Source organism: Pseudomonas sp. P97.38, from assembly GCF_001269745.1.
Taxonomy (GTDB): Bacteria; Pseudomonadota; Gammaproteobacteria; order Pseudomonadales; family Pseudomonadaceae; genus Aquipseudomonas; species Aquipseudomonas chlororaphis_E.
The window spans coordinates 252,763-266,086 of the sequence record NZ_LHVJ01000009.1 but is presented as its reverse complement, the minus strand read 5'-3'; the positions used below and the strand labels follow the sequence as shown (position 1 = coordinate 266,086).

Sequence of the window (13,324 nt, the reverse complement as noted above, 5' to 3'; positions counted from 1 at the left end):
AGCGGCGCATCACGACAAGGCCGGGCGGCGCAGCCTGCTGCCCCAGCCCTGTTGCATGCCGGCCGCCGCCAACAGGATCGCCGCCACGCCCAGCCATTGCAAAGGCTCCAGGCGGTGACCGAAGGCGAACCAGTCGACGAAGATCGCCGCGATCGGGTAAATGAACGACAGCGCCCCGGTCACCGCTGTGGGCAGGCGCTGGATGGCGCTGTACAGCAACACGTACATCACGCCGGTGTGCACCATGCCCAGGGTCACCAGGCTGGCCCAGGCCTCGCCCTGCTGGGGCAAGGCCGCGAAGTTGGCCCAGGGCGCCAGCAGCAACACGCCGGTGCTGACCTGGATCAGCGCGATCAGATGCGGTGGGGTACCGGTCAGGCGCTTGATGATCAACGCCGCGATGGCGTACAGCAGTGCCGCCCCCAACGCCAGCGCGATGCCCAGCAAGTATTCATCGCCCCCTTGTTCCTGAGTGCCGTGGGCACTGACGATCGCCAGCATGCCGAGGAACGACAAGGTCAGCCAGGCCAGTTTCTGCAGACTGATCTTTTCCCCGAGAAACAGCGCCGCCAACCCCACCAGCATGAACGGCTGAACGTTGTACACCGCCGTGCCGATGGCAATCGACGCCCGAGAGTAAGAAGCGAACAACAGCACCCAATTGCCGACGATCGCCACCCCGCTGATCACCGCCAGCCCAAAAGTGGCGCGGCTGAGGATGCCGCGACGCAGGAAGCCGAAGCCGGCGCAGATCAGCAGCAAGGTGACGGCACCGAACACGCAGCGCCAGAACACCACATCCAGCACCGGCAAGCCGGAAACCAGCACGAACCATCCGATGGTCCCGGAAATCAGCATGGCGGCGGTCATTTCCAGCGAACCGCGACGTAAGGTCTTGTCCATCTTCAGGCTCCTTCAGCAAGTGAGCACAGTATGCCGAGGCCACCGGCCGCTTCTCCATGGCATGGAAAAGGCTAAACTGCCTTTCGACCTTTTTTATCAAGGCAACCTGGCGTATTTGCCTAACGGAGCTGAAATGACTGACGACATCGACCAGATCCTCATCGGCGCCCTGATGGAAGACTCACGGCGCTCCCTCAAGGCCCTGGCGAACCTGAGCGGCCTGTCTTCTCCCAGCGTTGCCGAGCGGCTTCGGCGTCTGGAGGAACGCGGCGTGCTCAGGGGCTACACCGTCGAGGTGGACCCGAAGAGCTTCGGCTATCAGCTACAGGCCATCGTGCGTATTCGCCCGCTGCCGGGGCAGTTGCAGGAAGTGGAGCGGCAGATCCAGGCCATCGCCGAATTCACCGAATGCGACAAGGTGACCGGCGACGACTGCTTCATCGCCCGCCTGCATGTGCGCTCGATGGAACAGCTCGACACCTTGCTGGACAGGCTCAATGTCCACGCCGAGACCAATACGGCCATCGTCAAGAAGACGCCGGTCAAGCGGCGATTGCCGCCGATGGCGTGAACGAAAAAGCCGGCCTCGGGTGTTCCGAGGCCGGCAAGGGGCGTTACTCGAGCTCTTCCAGTTCAGGACTGCGTTGCACTTTGTGCACTTCGTCCTCAGGCGCATTGCTCGCCTTGATCAGCTTGAGCGTCTGGAGCTTGGTGCAGGCATTGACGCCATCGGCATAGACGCCGCTGTGGTTGCACTTCCAGTCATAGAAGTTGGCCAGGGCCCCGGACAGTTGCAGGCTGTAGTCGGTGCTTTGCGTGCCTGGGCTGAACGGCTGACCGGCCGGGATGTTCTGGAACCATTTCATCCACTCGTCACCTCCCACCGGGGGCGGGTTGGCCTGGAACGTAGGGTTCATGAGCGCCAGTTGCTGGTACTCGGCCGTCATGTGGCAACTCAGGCAAGACGCCTGCGGATTGTCCACCGGCCCGTTGAGCCGTCCGTTCCAACCCAGGTGGGTCGGTGGCAGTTGCTGGGTGTTGGCATTGATCGCAGTCTGCTTCAAGGCCGGGTTGATCTTGGTCTCCACCGGTTTGGGATTGGTGAAGTCGTTGCCGGTCTCCTTGGGATCATTGCCCCACATGATCCCCACCGGCACCAGGTTGTTCCAGTTCGCCTTGCCGGTCACGGCGCCGTTGTACTGGAAGGTGCCGAACAGCCAGCCGGTGTCGCTGACGCGGGTATCGCGTACGGCGATGTCCATCTGGATCAGCGCGACCTGGGTGACGGACCGGTCGGTCGAGGTGAAGGTTTCGGTGGTGTAGGCTTTCCACAGCAGAGGGTTCGCCAGGAACGGCACCGTCTTGACGTCTATGTCAGCGAACAGCGCCTTGCACACCACCGTGCCGTTGGGGAAGCTCTTGGGTTTGGAGGTGTAGCTCGGGTCCGGGTTGTCGGGGTCCTTCCAGACCTGGCCGATGGTGTAGGCGCCTATGTCGTTATAGATCCCCACCGCGTAGGTTTGCCCGCTGTCGGTCTGGGTACTTGCCAACTGCCCGGGCTGGATCGGTGCCTCCTTGGTCAGCCCGCTGATGCCTTCACGACCATTGGGGCCGTAATGCTGCCAAGGCATGTGATACCAGCGGCGAATCTTGTTGTTCTGCACCTTCCAGCCGATTTCGGTATTGCCTTCCAGGCAGTACTTTTTCACCTCCTCCATGTAGGGACGCCAGGTTTCGAAGTCATTGGAGAATGTCTTGGGCAAATGCTGGAAGAATGCCGGCATCGAGGAAGCACCCGGCGGCGCCTTCGGGTAATCCTGGCTGAGCTGGAACGGCGGTCCGGAATACTCGCTCTTGGGCGGGGCGTAGCCGAAATCGGGGAAGACTCCGGCGTGGACGCTGGCGGTGAACAGCGCACCCGTCAGGGCCAGCAACGCAACGATCTTTCCTTGAGACTGGTTCATCAATATCTCCTTATAGGGAAACGCCTGCTGCCGCATCGGATTCCTGGCCGATGTGCAGGGCTTCCTTCTGTTATCAGGCTGCAGCACGATGCCCAAAGCCTGTTCACGGTCCTACGGAGTCGACGTGATAAGCCTCCCTGCCCCAACAGACAGCCACGAGCAGACCGCGCTCGATGGCCAGATACGTGATGGGGAAAATGTCAGGCAGGTCACTCGGCGATCCACTTCTTGCCTCCCATGGCACTACGCTTCCATGTCCATAGGTGTAGATCATTTATCCAAAGTCGCCATCATGGTGGCGCTTTTTTACGGCAATTGGCCATGACGGGACGCATCGTAGGCGAGAAAACCACCGAGGCGTTTTTTGGAAGGGGTATTCACGTGCCTGGTGCGGCCTCGTCAACGGCACAGCTGCCGCTGGGATAAAACATCGCTCGCGCGCCCTCACCCGTCGCCAGCCATCGCTCACTGACACTCAACAAGCGCGCCAATTGGGGGAGCCGCGCCTGAGGTACACCCCGGGCGCACCAGTTCGCCAGGCATTGGGGGCTGACCTCAAGCACCTCGGCGAAACTCGCGCTGGAGATGGCGTAGTCTTCGAGCGTAGCTCTCAAGCGTTGTCCGCCCGCACGCCGGGTTGCAGGTGATTGTCTGCGCGACTTCGCACGCCGAGCGCTGGTCATTTGTCAGGCTCGCCTCCTTGCCATTCGATGAGCGCGGCAGAATCAGGTATTGGGGGTGGGCTGGGTAGGCGTGGAAACGTGTCTTTCAGCGCAAAAGGAATAGGCCTACCGGCAGAAGGTAAAACACCTACAGATATGTCCCAAACATCGGGACTACGGGAAGAGATTGACCGCTCTCGCGAATTACCTGCCACAAGAAACCGTGCCCAGGGCCAGGGCAGGCGTATCAATCCGCGGGCAAGAAAAAGCCCGCCGAAGCGGGCTTTTTCTCACTCATCGAGCGGCGTTGGATCAGTCGTCGCGGCCCATCAGGCCGAACAGCTGGAGCAGGCTGACGAACAGGTTGTAGATCGATACATACAGGCTGATGGTCGCCATGATGTAGTTACGCTCGCCGCCGTGGATGATCGCGCTGGTCTGGTACAGGATGCAGACCGACGAGAACAGTACGAAGCCGGCGCTGATCGCCAGTTGCAGGCCGCTGATCTGGAAGAAGAAGCTGGCAACGATCGCACCCAGCAAGACGAAGAAACCGGCGGTGATGAAGCCGCTCAGGAAGCTCATGTCCTTGCGGGAGATCAGCACGTAGGCCGACAGGCCGCCGAACACCAGCGCGGTCATTGCGAAGGCCGAGCTGACCACCTCGGCGCCGCCCTGCATCTGCAGGTAGCGGTTGAGGATCGGGCCGAGCAGGAAGCCCATGAAACCGGTCAGGGCAAACGCCGACACCAGGCCCCAGGCCGAATCACGGAGCTTGTTGGTGAGGAAGAAAAGGCCGTAGAAACCGATCAGCACCACGAAGATGTTCGGGTAACCCACCCGCATCTGCTGGGCGACGTAGGCCATCACACCGCTGAAGGCGAGTGTGAGTGCCAGCAGGCCGTATGTGTTGCGCAGGACGCGGCTAACTTCTAGCTGCTCAGCCTGCACGCTGTTGTTCACTGCGTAATCCTGTTCGCGCATGGCGACACTCCTCCGGTTCTGAAACATTCAGTGGCAAGGATAATAACAGACGCTCTGTAACAAGCTACGTAGAGAGTTTGACAGTGTGTTTCATTCGGGTATTATGGCGCCCGCAACGCAGTACGGAGGTGTGGCCGAGTGGTTTAAGGCAACGGTCTTGAAAACCGTCGACTGTAACAGGTCCATGAGTTCGAATCCCATCGCCTCCGCCATTTCATGTACGAAAGAGCCCTGATCATTCAGGGCTTTTTTGTGCCTGGCGTTCTGGGTAAACCGCCGACAAACAGGACGCCGGCCCCCACTTATGCGCTATCGCCCACCCACGTGATCAAGGAAAGAAAAGTGACCAGCAAAACCATCGGTTCTCTTGTTGCCGCCCTCATCGGCGTCGTCCTGTTATGCGTCTTCTTTGGCAGTTGGTACACGGTCGACGAAACCGAACGCGGCGTGCTGCTGCGCAACGGTGCGCTGGTCGGCGTGGTGGAACCGGGGCTGTCGTTCAAGACCCCCTTCATCGAATCGGTGCGCCTGATCAGCGTCCAGAGCCAGGTCACCGCCTATGAAGACCTCCAGGCCTACAGCAAGGACCAGCAGTCCGCGCAATTGAAGGTATCGGTCTCCTGGCACATCGCGCCCTCCGATGTGGCCAAGGTCTACACCCAGTTCAAGGACCTCGAAGGCATCCGCGACCGCATGATCAGCCGCCAGGTGCCGACCCAGGTAGAAAACGTGTTCGGCAAGTTCAACGCCGTGGCCGCCGTGCAGAACCGTGTCCAGCTGGTCAACGACATTTCCACGGCGATCAAGTCGACCATCACCGGACCGGTGATCATCGACAGCGTCCAGGTCGAGAACATCGACTTCAGCGATGCCTACGAAAAGGCCATCGAAGCGCGCATGGCGGCGGAAGTGCAGGTCAAGACCCGCGAACAGCAACTCGCCACCGAACAGGTCCAGGCGCAGATTCGCGTGACCCAGGCCCAGGCAGAGGCCGATTCGCAAGTCGCCCAGGCCAAGGCGGATGCACTTGCCACCGAACTGCGCGGCAAGGCCGAAGCCGAGGCCATCAAGGCTCGGGCGCAAGCGCTTGCCAGCAACCAGAACCTGGTGGAGCTGACCAAGGCCGAACGCTGGAATGGCGTCCTGCCAACCACCGTGGTGCCCAACGGCGCCCTGCCCTTCATCGACATCAAGTAACGCCTGCGGCGCGGTCTGTCCTGGCCGCGCCTGCTCCCTCCCGCTGCGTACCCGTCGCCCACAACACCCCCCTGGTTGACGCTACACTCACCCACACTGTTCACCGTTAGCAGGGAGCTCAACGTGTATCCAGGCAAACGCAGCCCATCCCTCCAGCCGTCCCTCCGCACCACTGCCCACCGCGCCGACTGGCCTCGCGAACCCTCTTCACGCCTCGGCCACTCACCGACGCCTTCGACAAGCGCCCTGAACAGGAGAGCAGCGTGACCACCTTTATCGCGAAATATAAATGGCCGGCGCTGCTGGCCCTGGCGCTGTTTGTTTTTTCTGCCCTGATATTCTTTCTGATCAAGTCCTACACCTACGACTCATCGACCTACTTCGAGTCCCGTGACTTCATTCGCCAGCTCAAACAGGCCGATGCCAACTGGAACAGCAAAATCCTGAGAAAGAAAATCGGCGTCAACAACAACCTGTCGCTGACCCCACCGCCTGAAGCGAACAGCCGCTGGGAGCAGTTGGAGCGCCTCAACAGCACCGGCCCGCTGGCGAACCTCTGGGCATCCAGACGCCAGGGCTACGTGGATGCCGTCAGGAACAAGACCCTGTTGGTGGAGCAATTCCAGCAACACAACGCCCAACTTCGCAACGCCCTCGATGCATTGCCGACAGCCGAGGACGATATCCAGGCCCTGCTCAAGGATATGGACATCGAGAGCCCGACGGAACGCCTTAGCGCAGCGTCCAACATCCTGGAGCTGACCCTGACGACCTTGGAGTACGCGCTTTACGTCACCGAAGACAAAGCCAAGGAGCTGCGCAGCCAACTCACGGCGCTGGCCATCTACATCGACCGGCTGCCTTTGCAACATCGATCGGCCTTCATCACGTTGACAGGGCACGTCAACGCCATCGTCCAGGAACAACCGATCGTCAATGACCTGCTCGACCGCATCAGCGTCATCCCGGTGGCGCAGGAGCTGGACAACATCAATGAGCTGCTCAACGAGACACAACGCCGGACAGCCGCGACGGACCGCCAATACCATATCTACCTCGCCATGTGCGCCAGCCTGATGGCGATCCTGATGATCTACCTGGCCGTGCGCCTGGTACGCAGCGCCGCCGTGATCAACCAGATCAACCAGGCCCTGCAAATGTCCAACGAACGCCTCGAAGAACGGGTGCAGGAACGCACTCGCGAGCTGAAAGAAGCCGAGCGCGAGTTGATGGACGCCGCGCGAATGGCGGGCATGGCCGAGATCGCTACGAACGTCCTGCACAATGTCGGGAACGTGCTCAACAGCGTGAATATTTCAGCGGAACTGGTGACCCGCAAGTTGAAGAACAGCAAGACATTGGGGTTGGGCAAGGCGGTCAAGATGATGAATGAACACGCCGACGACCTTGGCCGCTTCATCACCGAGGATGAAAAGGGCAAATTGCTGCCGCGCTACTTCAATGAGCTGATCGAGTCTATCGGGGCCGAGCAGGCGTTGCTGGTCGACGAGCTGGCGCAGTTGACCAAGAGCATCGACCACATCAAGGAAATCGTCACGACCCAACAAACCTACGCCGGGGCGGCCAGGCTGGTCGAACCCCTCCACGTTACCGACTTGTTCGAGGACGCCTTGCGCATGAACTCGGGCGCCCTGAGCCGGCACCACGTCACGGTGATCAAGGACTACCAGGACACGCCCACGATCCTGGGGGACAAGCACCGGCTGTTGCTGATCCTGATCAACCTCATCAGCAACGCCAAGTTCGCCATGTCACACATTTCCGAACCACGGGAGATGACCCTGGGCCTGCGCATCCTGGCCCCCGGTACCTTGAGCTTCAGTGTCAAGGATTGCGGCGAAGGCATTGCCCCCGAGAACCTGGCGCGCATCTTCAACCACGGGTTCACTACCCGCAAGGATGGCCACGGCTTCGGCTTGCACAGTTGCGCGCTGGCGGCGGTGGAAATGAATGGGCGCCTGCATGTCCACAGTGACGGGCCGGGCCAGGGTGCCCTGTTCACCTTGGAGATTCCCCTGGAACTGGCGCCGCACTGATCTGCGGCGGGCGAGCTTGCTCCCGCCGGGCTGCGCAGGCGCCCTCTACGCCCCATCAGTGGGCATCCGAATCCCACAGCCAGTCCCATAACCCCGGCAGGTGCACCGGCTGGCCGCTGTTGCGCACCGTGCGCGCCAACGCTGCGCGCTCCAGCGCCTGGTGGTCATCGTAAAAAGGCTTGGCGTCGGTCCTCACGCCGGTTTCCCTGGCACTGTCGAGCAGGATTTGCAGGTACTCGCGGGCATGGCGGGCGGTATAGCGGTTGATGTCGTGAAACGTCACCACCACCGGAATCACCCCGTCCACTGCCGGCAACTGCCCGGCGGCGATGCGCTCGCGCACTTCGGAGAGCTGGCGGACCAGGTTGATACGCCGTCGCGGGCTGGCCGTGATGCCCCAGACCTTGCCATCGTTGGCGCTCAGGTCAGTCAACAGCACGTGCATGCCATGGCGCTGGTAGGCGGCAAAGGTACGTCGGTCGTAGCTCCAGAACGGTGGTCTCACCAGGCTCGGTGTCGCACCGCTGATGCCGGCAATATCGTTGCCGCCATCGACAAGCGACTGCTCCAGTTCATCAGGGCTCAGGAAGCGGTGATTGGTGTGCCAGTGCGTCGCCGTGTGGAAGGCCAACACGTGGCCTTCGCGCTGTTCACGGTGCATCACCGAGCGCCCGATATGACTGTTGCCCGCCCGTGCCGCCCGGGTCTGCAGGAAAAACACCGCCTTGATCCCAGGCTGCACGGGGTTCTGGGCCAGGGCGTCGAGCACCTCCTGGCTGGGGTTCCAGAACGACGAAGCACTGGGGCCATCATCAAAGGTCAGGAGGAAGCGGATCGGCGGCTGTTCACGCAAGCGTTGCTCGGTTTGCGGGGTCAGTTCGATGGGCGGGCCGATGCATCCCGACACACCGACGGCGAGGCCTGCAATGACCAGCGCCCTGGCGATGATGTTCATGTTTTGCCTTAAAGAGTAATACCGCACTGCCCTGCCTTGAATCCCTGGCCCACGGTGACGAAGCTCACCTTGGAGAAGGTTAACCGGGTTTGGTTCCAGGCCGCGAGCACTGTGCGCTTGCCCTTGGCTGCGCGGGTCGCCTGCGCGGCTGGCCGGTCTCAATTTGACCGTCTGGAAATCCGATGGAATTTTCCGCGCGACGCCGTATCCATCCGTATAGGACTAATTAGGGAGGATTTATGGGCGGGCCATCGCTTTACATCATCGACTACATGCTCCATGGCGAGCCTAAGTCATTCATCATCCGCGCCGAGGTGATGAATAACTCCGAAGCTTGGCATTGGGCCAGTTGCGATGCGGGTGTCGGGCGTATACCCAAGTTTGGACGGGAAAAGGTCAAGCGGGTGTCAAAACCCATGGCGGAAAAGTACGGCATCACTGACGTACGCTGGCGCGCAAGCGTCGCGCCCACTTGGGTCAAGGAGTCCGGCTGATTCACTGAACCTGTACGCCGGCGCACCGACTGTCCAGCCGGGCGCCGGATTTCGACAGATCCGCAATAACTCGACTACGCTCAATGAACGGTACGACCCGCCTCCCTGGCGGGTTTGCTGCTGCCTATCCACTTTGTATGGAGGTGTGACATGTCGGAAAAAGAGTCCATCACCGCCCTGCTCACCCTGCTCGAATCCCGCCAGGCAAGACTGACGGCGGCCTGCAAGGAAATCGCCGACTGGGTCGACCACCAGGGCGGGCATCCCGCCGCCGTGCGGATCCGCGACCGGCTCAACGAGATCGACAAGGACGCCCCGTCGATCCAGAGCGCGCTGACGTCCCTCAAGCCTGTCGAACGGCCATTGCCGAAATTTCGCTGAGAGGCTTTTCTTGCAACGCGCCATGGGACGGTGACCCACCCGAGGCCGTCGACATTGCCGTGACCGGGCGTGCCGTAGGCTACCCTTTGCTGTGCTCCGGCGAAGACGGGCCTTCCTTGATCCCCCGTGGCCCGGCCACACCCCAGATAACCAGGCCCAGCACTGGCAGGATGATCAGCAGCAGCGCCCAGCCAGCCTTGGTGCCCGCCGACTTGTCGCTACGAAACACGCTGACGATGGCCCACAGGTCCACCAGCAGCAAGAGCACCGCGACGGCAATCCAGAAATAACTGGCTAATTCAGACATGGCCTAATCCTCGTGATGTCCGTGTAAGGGATTAGGCACAACGGGACAGGGTCCGTTCAAACAATCTGCCGGGCCTCCCTACAGACGCTCGTTCAGATAGGCCACCCAGCGCTCATAGGCCTCATGCTGGCGCTGGACCGCCGCGTCCCAGGCCGATCCAGCCATCTGATGGGCACCAATGAGCGACATCATTTCAGATGTGGCCGTGTCGAGTTCTACCAACAGTTCTTGGGACCTGACTTTAAAGTCTTCGACAGTGGTCATCTCTTCTCTCTCCCCTGTGCGTGGGGTCGGTATCCACAACATGGATGCCTTTTTTTCAATCTGATTCATTTTAGGCGATGACCGGTCGATAGGCAGATAAGGGCCTCGGCGGAGAAATTGAAGTTAAACGTTTCCCGCCTGGCCGCGGTCAACTGAATAGCCCCAAAAGGCCACTAACGCGGTGTCAGATTCAAATATTTCAGTTATATTTCAATTTAATGACAGTCACTGATTGAGCAGGCCATGAAGATACGAGCGACCGTCATCTGCGAGGAAGACCGCCACGTTTTGTTGGTGCGTAAACCCAACAGTCGATGGGCCCTGCCGGGCGGCACGGTCGAGCGCGGTGAAACCCACGCCAGCGCCGCCATCCGGGAACTTGCCGAAGAAACCGGGCTGGACGCCGAGAACCTGCTCTACCTGATGCGCCTTAGCGATGGCGACACCGTACACCACGTGTTTGAAGCCTCGGTGGCCGACCTGCGTGCCGCCCGACCACAGAACGAAATCAGCGACTGCCTCTGGCAGCCTTTGGACGCGGTGGCTCACTTGCAGATGAAAAAGGGCACCCGGGAGATCCTCGAGGCATTTCGGCGGCGGTTGTAGCGAGCGGTTGCATGCATGAGACGCAAACAAAAAGGGTTGCATGAAGTAGTTCATGCAACCCTTTGTTTTATCAGTCTTTCCGAATCTTTACTGTATGGCTCATAGGGGACAGTGTCCGCCGCCAGCGCCCATTATTGCGGAGCTGAAATGAACAAGGGTTTGCATTAGCTTTCGCCTGCAAACCCTTGATTTATATGGTGCCCGAAGCCGGAATCGAACCGGCACGCCCTTACGAGCGGGGGATTTTAAGTCCCATGCGTCTACCAGTTTCGCCATTCGGGCGGTAGCGCGGTGTAGCCTTGGAAGGCTGGCAAGATGGGGATCTGCCAGGATCGAGGCGGGTACAGCAAGAGGGGGAATATATACATCCCTCCCCGGCGAAGCAAGGTTGCTCATGTCCTTTTCAAGACAAAACCTTACCCTGCTTCGTAAACAAAAAAGCTCTGTAGATCATGGATCTACAGAGCTTTTTAAAAGTGGAGGCCGAAGTCGGAATCGAACCGGCGTAGGTGGATTTGCAATCCACTGCATAACCATTTTGCTATTCGGCCTCAAGACGTTCGATGCAATACAGCCACATCAACCGCGTACAAACCTGATCAGGAAAACAGACTTCTGATGAAGCGCTATCTCCTTGAAAACATTGAGATTTTTTACGTCCCAGTGCGTTCGATGGGCGCAATTATGTACTCATTTCCCAAAGCTGACAACCCCTTGATTTCAAAAAAAAATTGGCGTCGAGCTGATTTCCGTGCCTGATGATTCACTCGGCAATTGATGTCCGTGGCGAGGGAGCTTGCTCCCGCTGGGCTGCGCAGCAGACCTGTTCATGAGCGTTGCGCACTCAAGCGGGAGCAAGCTCCCACGCCACCGATCCATCACTGACAGTCGCGGCCCAGGGTCATTGCCGGTAACATACCGGACTCCCCCCGCAACCCTTCGGCCACTCGCCGAATAAGCCGATTCCATGCCTTTTGAACTCAGCGTCGACCTCACTACCCTCGCTATCCTGATTTTTGTTGCGTTCCTTGCCGGTTTCATTGATGCCATTGCCGGCGGTGGTGGCTTGTTGACCACCCCGGCGCTGTTGACGGCGGGCCTACCACCGCACCTGGTCCTGGGCACCAACAAACTGAGCTCGACCTTTGGCTCGGCTACGGCCAGTTTCACCTTCTACCGGCGCAAGCTGTTTCATCCCCGGCAATGGACCCACGCCCTGGTCGGCACGCTGATCGGGGCCTTGGTTGGGGCGGTCGTCGCCCATTACCTGCCCGCCGAATGGCTGAACAAGATGCTGCCGGTGATCGTCTTCGCCTGTGGCCTGTACCTGTTGTTTGGCGGCACGCCCAAGGCCCCGCTGGACAGCGACGCCCCGATCAAGAAGACCTGGCAAGCGCCCCAAGGTTTCAGCCTGGGTTTCTACGACGGTGTTGCCGGTCCCGGTACGGGCGCGTTCTGGACGGTCAGCAGCCTGCTGCTCTACCCCATCGACCTGGTCAAGGCCAGCGGCGTGGCGCGCAGCATGAACTTCGTCAGCAACATTGCCGCGCTGTCGGTGTTCATCTTTTCCGGGCAAGTGGACTGGGTCATCGGCCTGAGCATGGGCCTGTCGGTGATGACCGGGGCATTCTTCGGGGCACGCACCGCCATCAGCGGCGGCGCGAAGTTCATCCGGCCGGTGTTCATCACCGTGGTGTTGGGCCTGACGGTGCGCCTAGCCTGGCAGCACTGGTTCAGCATGGCCTAGACGACGAGCCACGTAGAGGTCGATCAGGTAGCGCGCGATGGAGCGCGAGGCCGGCAGCGGTGGCAGGTTGTGCACGTTGAACCACTGGGCGTCCTCGATTTCGTCCTCCTGGGGCACGATGTCGCCACTGGCGTACTCGGCGTGGAAACCCAGCATCATCGAATGGGGGAACGGCCAGCACTGGCTGCCCACGTACTGGATGTTCTTCACCTCGACGCTGACTTCTTCGCGCACTTCGCGCACCAGGCAGTCCTCGGCGGACTCACCAGGCTCGGCGAACCCCGCCAGGGTGCTGTAGACACCGCTGACGAAACGCGGCGAACGCGCGAGCAGGACCTCATCGCCGCGAGTGATCAACACGATCATGCTCGGCGAAATCCGCGGGTAGTGGCGCAAGTCGCAGGCATCACAGTACATGGCGCGTTCCCGTGGGACCTGGCTCATGCGCTTGCCGCAACTGCCACAGAATCGATGCTCGCGGGCCCAGGTGCCGATCTGCGCCGCATAGCCCAGCACCTTGTAGAGCGTGTGGTCATCTCCGAGCATGAACGCCCGCAGGCCCTTCCAGTTGCACCCTGCTATCTCCTGCGTGCTCTGCAACTCCAGCAAGTACACCGGCTCGCCATCCAGGTGACCGATACCGTGTTCGGCAAGGATCGACAGGTCCTGGCGCTTGAGCCATTCGCGGGGAAACAGTGCGCCGTTGTCATCGAACAGAAAGCCTTCCGGGCTTCGGGCCACAGCCCAGCCGCCAGGAAGCTCGGTGTCGATTACTGCGGTGGTCCAGCGTGAAATCATGGTCA

At 60.4% G+C, this 13,324-nt stretch carries 14 protein-coding genes and 3 tRNA genes; 8 read left to right on the top strand and 9 right to left on the bottom strand.

Annotation, left to right across the window (positions count from 1 at the left end; translation table 11 throughout):
• Positions 1-9: 9 nt before the first annotated feature.
• Positions 10-903 (bottom strand): DMT family transporter, encoded by an 894-nt coding sequence (locus AD664_RS03225; RefSeq protein ID WP_053144346.1) that lies wholly within the window; start codon positions 901-903, stop codon positions 10-12.
• 133 nt (positions 904-1,036) lie between these two features.
• Here AD664_RS03225 and AD664_RS03220 point away from each other — a divergent pair, with 133 nt between their 5' ends.
• Positions 1,037-1,474, top strand: a complete 438-nt coding sequence (locus AD664_RS03220; RefSeq protein WP_053144344.1) for an Lrp/AsnC family transcriptional regulator — start codon at positions 1,037-1,039, stop codon at positions 1,472-1,474.
• Positions 1,475-1,517: 43 nt separating this feature from the next.
• Here AD664_RS03220 and AD664_RS03215 read toward each other — a convergent pair whose 3' ends face one another.
• Both AD664_RS03215 and AD664_RS03210 read right to left on the bottom strand, forming a co-directional pair.
• Positions 1,518-2,867, bottom strand: coding sequence for a hypothetical protein (locus tag AD664_RS03215; RefSeq protein WP_053144342.1), 1,350 nt, complete (start codon positions 2,865-2,867; stop codon positions 1,518-1,520).
• Between the two features lie 974 nt (positions 2,868-3,841).
• The gene (locus tag AD664_RS03210; protein ID WP_053144340.1) at positions 3,842-4,513 is read right to left on the bottom strand and encodes a Bax inhibitor-1/YccA family protein; all 672 of its coding nucleotides are present in this window, start codon (positions 4,511-4,513) and stop codon (positions 3,842-3,844) included.
• A gap of 124 nt (positions 4,514-4,637) precedes the next feature.
• Between AD664_RS03210 and AD664_RS03205 the strand changes: the two genes are divergently transcribed.
• The 3 genes from AD664_RS03205 to AD664_RS03195 all read left to right on the top strand — a co-directional run bounded on the left by AD664_RS03205 (position 4,638) and on the right by AD664_RS03195 (position 7,767).
• Positions 4,638-4,725, top strand: a tRNA-Ser gene (locus AD664_RS03205).
• A gap of 130 nt (positions 4,726-4,855) precedes the next feature.
• Complete coding sequence (locus AD664_RS03200) at positions 4,856-5,710, top strand: prohibitin family protein (protein WP_042731637.1); 855 nt, start codon at positions 4,856-4,858, stop codon at positions 5,708-5,710.
• Positions 5,711-5,973: 263 nt separating this feature from the next.
• A complete protein-coding gene (locus AD664_RS03195; RefSeq protein ID WP_053144337.1) occupies positions 5,974-7,767 on the top strand; it encodes a DAHL domain-containing protein in 1,794 nt (597 codons plus the stop codon).
• A gap of 55 nt (positions 7,768-7,822) precedes the next feature.
• Here AD664_RS03195 and AD664_RS03190 read toward each other — a convergent pair whose 3' ends face one another.
• Complete coding sequence (locus tag AD664_RS03190; RefSeq protein WP_053144335.1) at positions 7,823-8,722, bottom strand: polysaccharide deacetylase family protein; 900 nt, start codon at positions 8,720-8,722, stop codon at positions 7,823-7,825.
• A gap of 239 nt (positions 8,723-8,961) precedes the next feature.
• Between AD664_RS03190 and AD664_RS03185 the strand changes: the two genes are divergently transcribed.
• Together AD664_RS03185 and AD664_RS03180 are read left to right on the top strand one after the other, a co-directional pair.
• On the top strand, positions 8,962-9,216 hold the full coding sequence (locus AD664_RS03185; protein WP_053144334.1) for a DUF6555 family protein: 255 nt from the start codon (positions 8,962-8,964) through the stop codon (positions 9,214-9,216).
• 150 nt (positions 9,217-9,366) lie between these two features.
• Complete coding sequence (locus AD664_RS03180; protein WP_053144332.1) at positions 9,367-9,597, top strand: hypothetical protein; 231 nt, start codon at positions 9,367-9,369, stop codon at positions 9,595-9,597.
• A 79-nt stretch (positions 9,598-9,676) separates the two neighbouring features.
• Here the strand turns inward: AD664_RS03180 and AD664_RS03175 are convergent, their stop codons facing one another.
• Both AD664_RS03175 and AD664_RS03170 read right to left on the bottom strand, forming a co-directional pair.
• Complete coding sequence (locus AD664_RS03175) at positions 9,677-9,904, bottom strand: PLD nuclease N-terminal domain-containing protein (RefSeq protein ID WP_042731642.1); 228 nt, start codon at positions 9,902-9,904, stop codon at positions 9,677-9,679.
• 78 nt (positions 9,905-9,982) lie between these two features.
• Positions 9,983-10,168 carry a hypothetical protein gene (locus AD664_RS03170; protein ID WP_042731644.1) on the bottom strand — a complete coding sequence of 62 codons (186 nt, stop codon included), beginning with the start codon at positions 10,166-10,168 and terminating at the stop codon, positions 9,983-9,985.
• Between the two features lie 243 nt (positions 10,169-10,411).
• On the opposite strand from AD664_RS03170, the gene AD664_RS03165 reads away from it, so the two are divergent.
• Positions 10,412-10,774, top strand: a complete 363-nt coding sequence (locus AD664_RS03165) for an NUDIX hydrolase (protein WP_042731643.1) — start codon at positions 10,412-10,414, stop codon at positions 10,772-10,774.
• Between the two features lie 195 nt (positions 10,775-10,969).
• Here the strand turns inward: AD664_RS03165 and AD664_RS03160 are convergent.
• Together AD664_RS03160 and AD664_RS03155 are read right to left on the bottom strand one after the other, a co-directional pair.
• A tRNA-Leu gene (locus AD664_RS03160) sits at positions 10,970-11,056 on the bottom strand.
• Between the two features lie 195 nt (positions 11,057-11,251).
• Positions 11,252-11,325, bottom strand: a tRNA-Cys gene (locus AD664_RS03155).
• 416 nt (positions 11,326-11,741) lie between these two features.
• On the opposite strand from AD664_RS03155, the gene AD664_RS03150 reads away from it, so the two are divergent.
• The gene (locus tag AD664_RS03150) at positions 11,742-12,521 is read left to right on the top strand and encodes a TSUP family transporter (RefSeq protein WP_053144330.1); all 780 of its coding nucleotides are present in this window, start codon (positions 11,742-11,744) and stop codon (positions 12,519-12,521) included.
• On the opposite strand, the gene nudC is transcribed toward AD664_RS03150, so the two are convergent.
• On the bottom strand, positions 12,489-13,319 hold the full coding sequence (gene nudC, locus AD664_RS03145) for an NAD(+) diphosphatase (RefSeq protein ID WP_053144328.1): 831 nt from the start codon (positions 13,317-13,319) through the stop codon (positions 12,489-12,491). The genes AD664_RS03150 and nudC overlap by 33 nt on opposite strands.
• Positions 13,320-13,324: the final 5 nt, after the last annotated feature.

Excerpts from the sequence above, each read along its gene's own strand:
- nudC (WP_053144328.1), bottom strand. The coding sequence starts at position 13,319 with ATGATTTCACGCTGGACCACCGCAGTAATCGACACCGAGCTTCCTGGC.
- AD664_RS03180 (WP_053144332.1), top strand. The coding sequence starts at position 9,367 with ATGTCGGAAAAAGAGTCCATCACCGCCCTGCTCACCCTGCTCGAATCC.
- AD664_RS03165 (WP_042731643.1), top strand. The coding sequence starts at position 10,412 with ATGAAGATACGAGCGACCGTCATCTGCGAGGAAGACCGCCACGTTTTG.
- AD664_RS03220 (WP_053144344.1), top strand. The coding sequence starts at position 1,037 with ATGACTGACGACATCGACCAGATCCTCATCGGCGCCCTGATGGAAGAC.
- AD664_RS03185 (WP_053144334.1), top strand. The coding sequence starts at position 8,962 with ATGGGCGGGCCATCGCTTTACATCATCGACTACATGCTCCATGGCGAG.
- AD664_RS03175 (WP_042731642.1), bottom strand. The coding sequence starts at position 9,904 with ATGTCTGAATTAGCCAGTTATTTCTGGATTGCCGTCGCGGTGCTCTTG.
- AD664_RS03190 (WP_053144335.1), bottom strand. The coding sequence starts at position 8,722 with ATGAACATCATCGCCAGGGCGCTGGTCATTGCAGGCCTCGCCGTCGGT.
- AD664_RS03210 (WP_053144340.1), bottom strand. The coding sequence starts at position 4,513 with ATGCGCGAACAGGATTACGCAGTGAACAACAGCGTGCAGGCTGAGCAG.
- AD664_RS03170 (WP_042731644.1), bottom strand. The coding sequence starts at position 10,168 with ATGACCACTGTCGAAGACTTTAAAGTCAGGTCCCAAGAACTGTTGGTA.
- AD664_RS03215 (WP_053144342.1), bottom strand. The coding sequence starts at position 2,867 with ATGAACCAGTCTCAAGGAAAGATCGTTGCGTTGCTGGCCCTGACGGGT.
- AD664_RS03150 (WP_053144330.1), top strand. The coding sequence starts at position 11,742 with ATGCCTTTTGAACTCAGCGTCGACCTCACTACCCTCGCTATCCTGATT.
- AD664_RS03225 (WP_053144346.1), bottom strand. The coding sequence starts at position 903 with ATGGACAAGACCTTACGTCGCGGTTCGCTGGAAATGACCGCCGCCATG.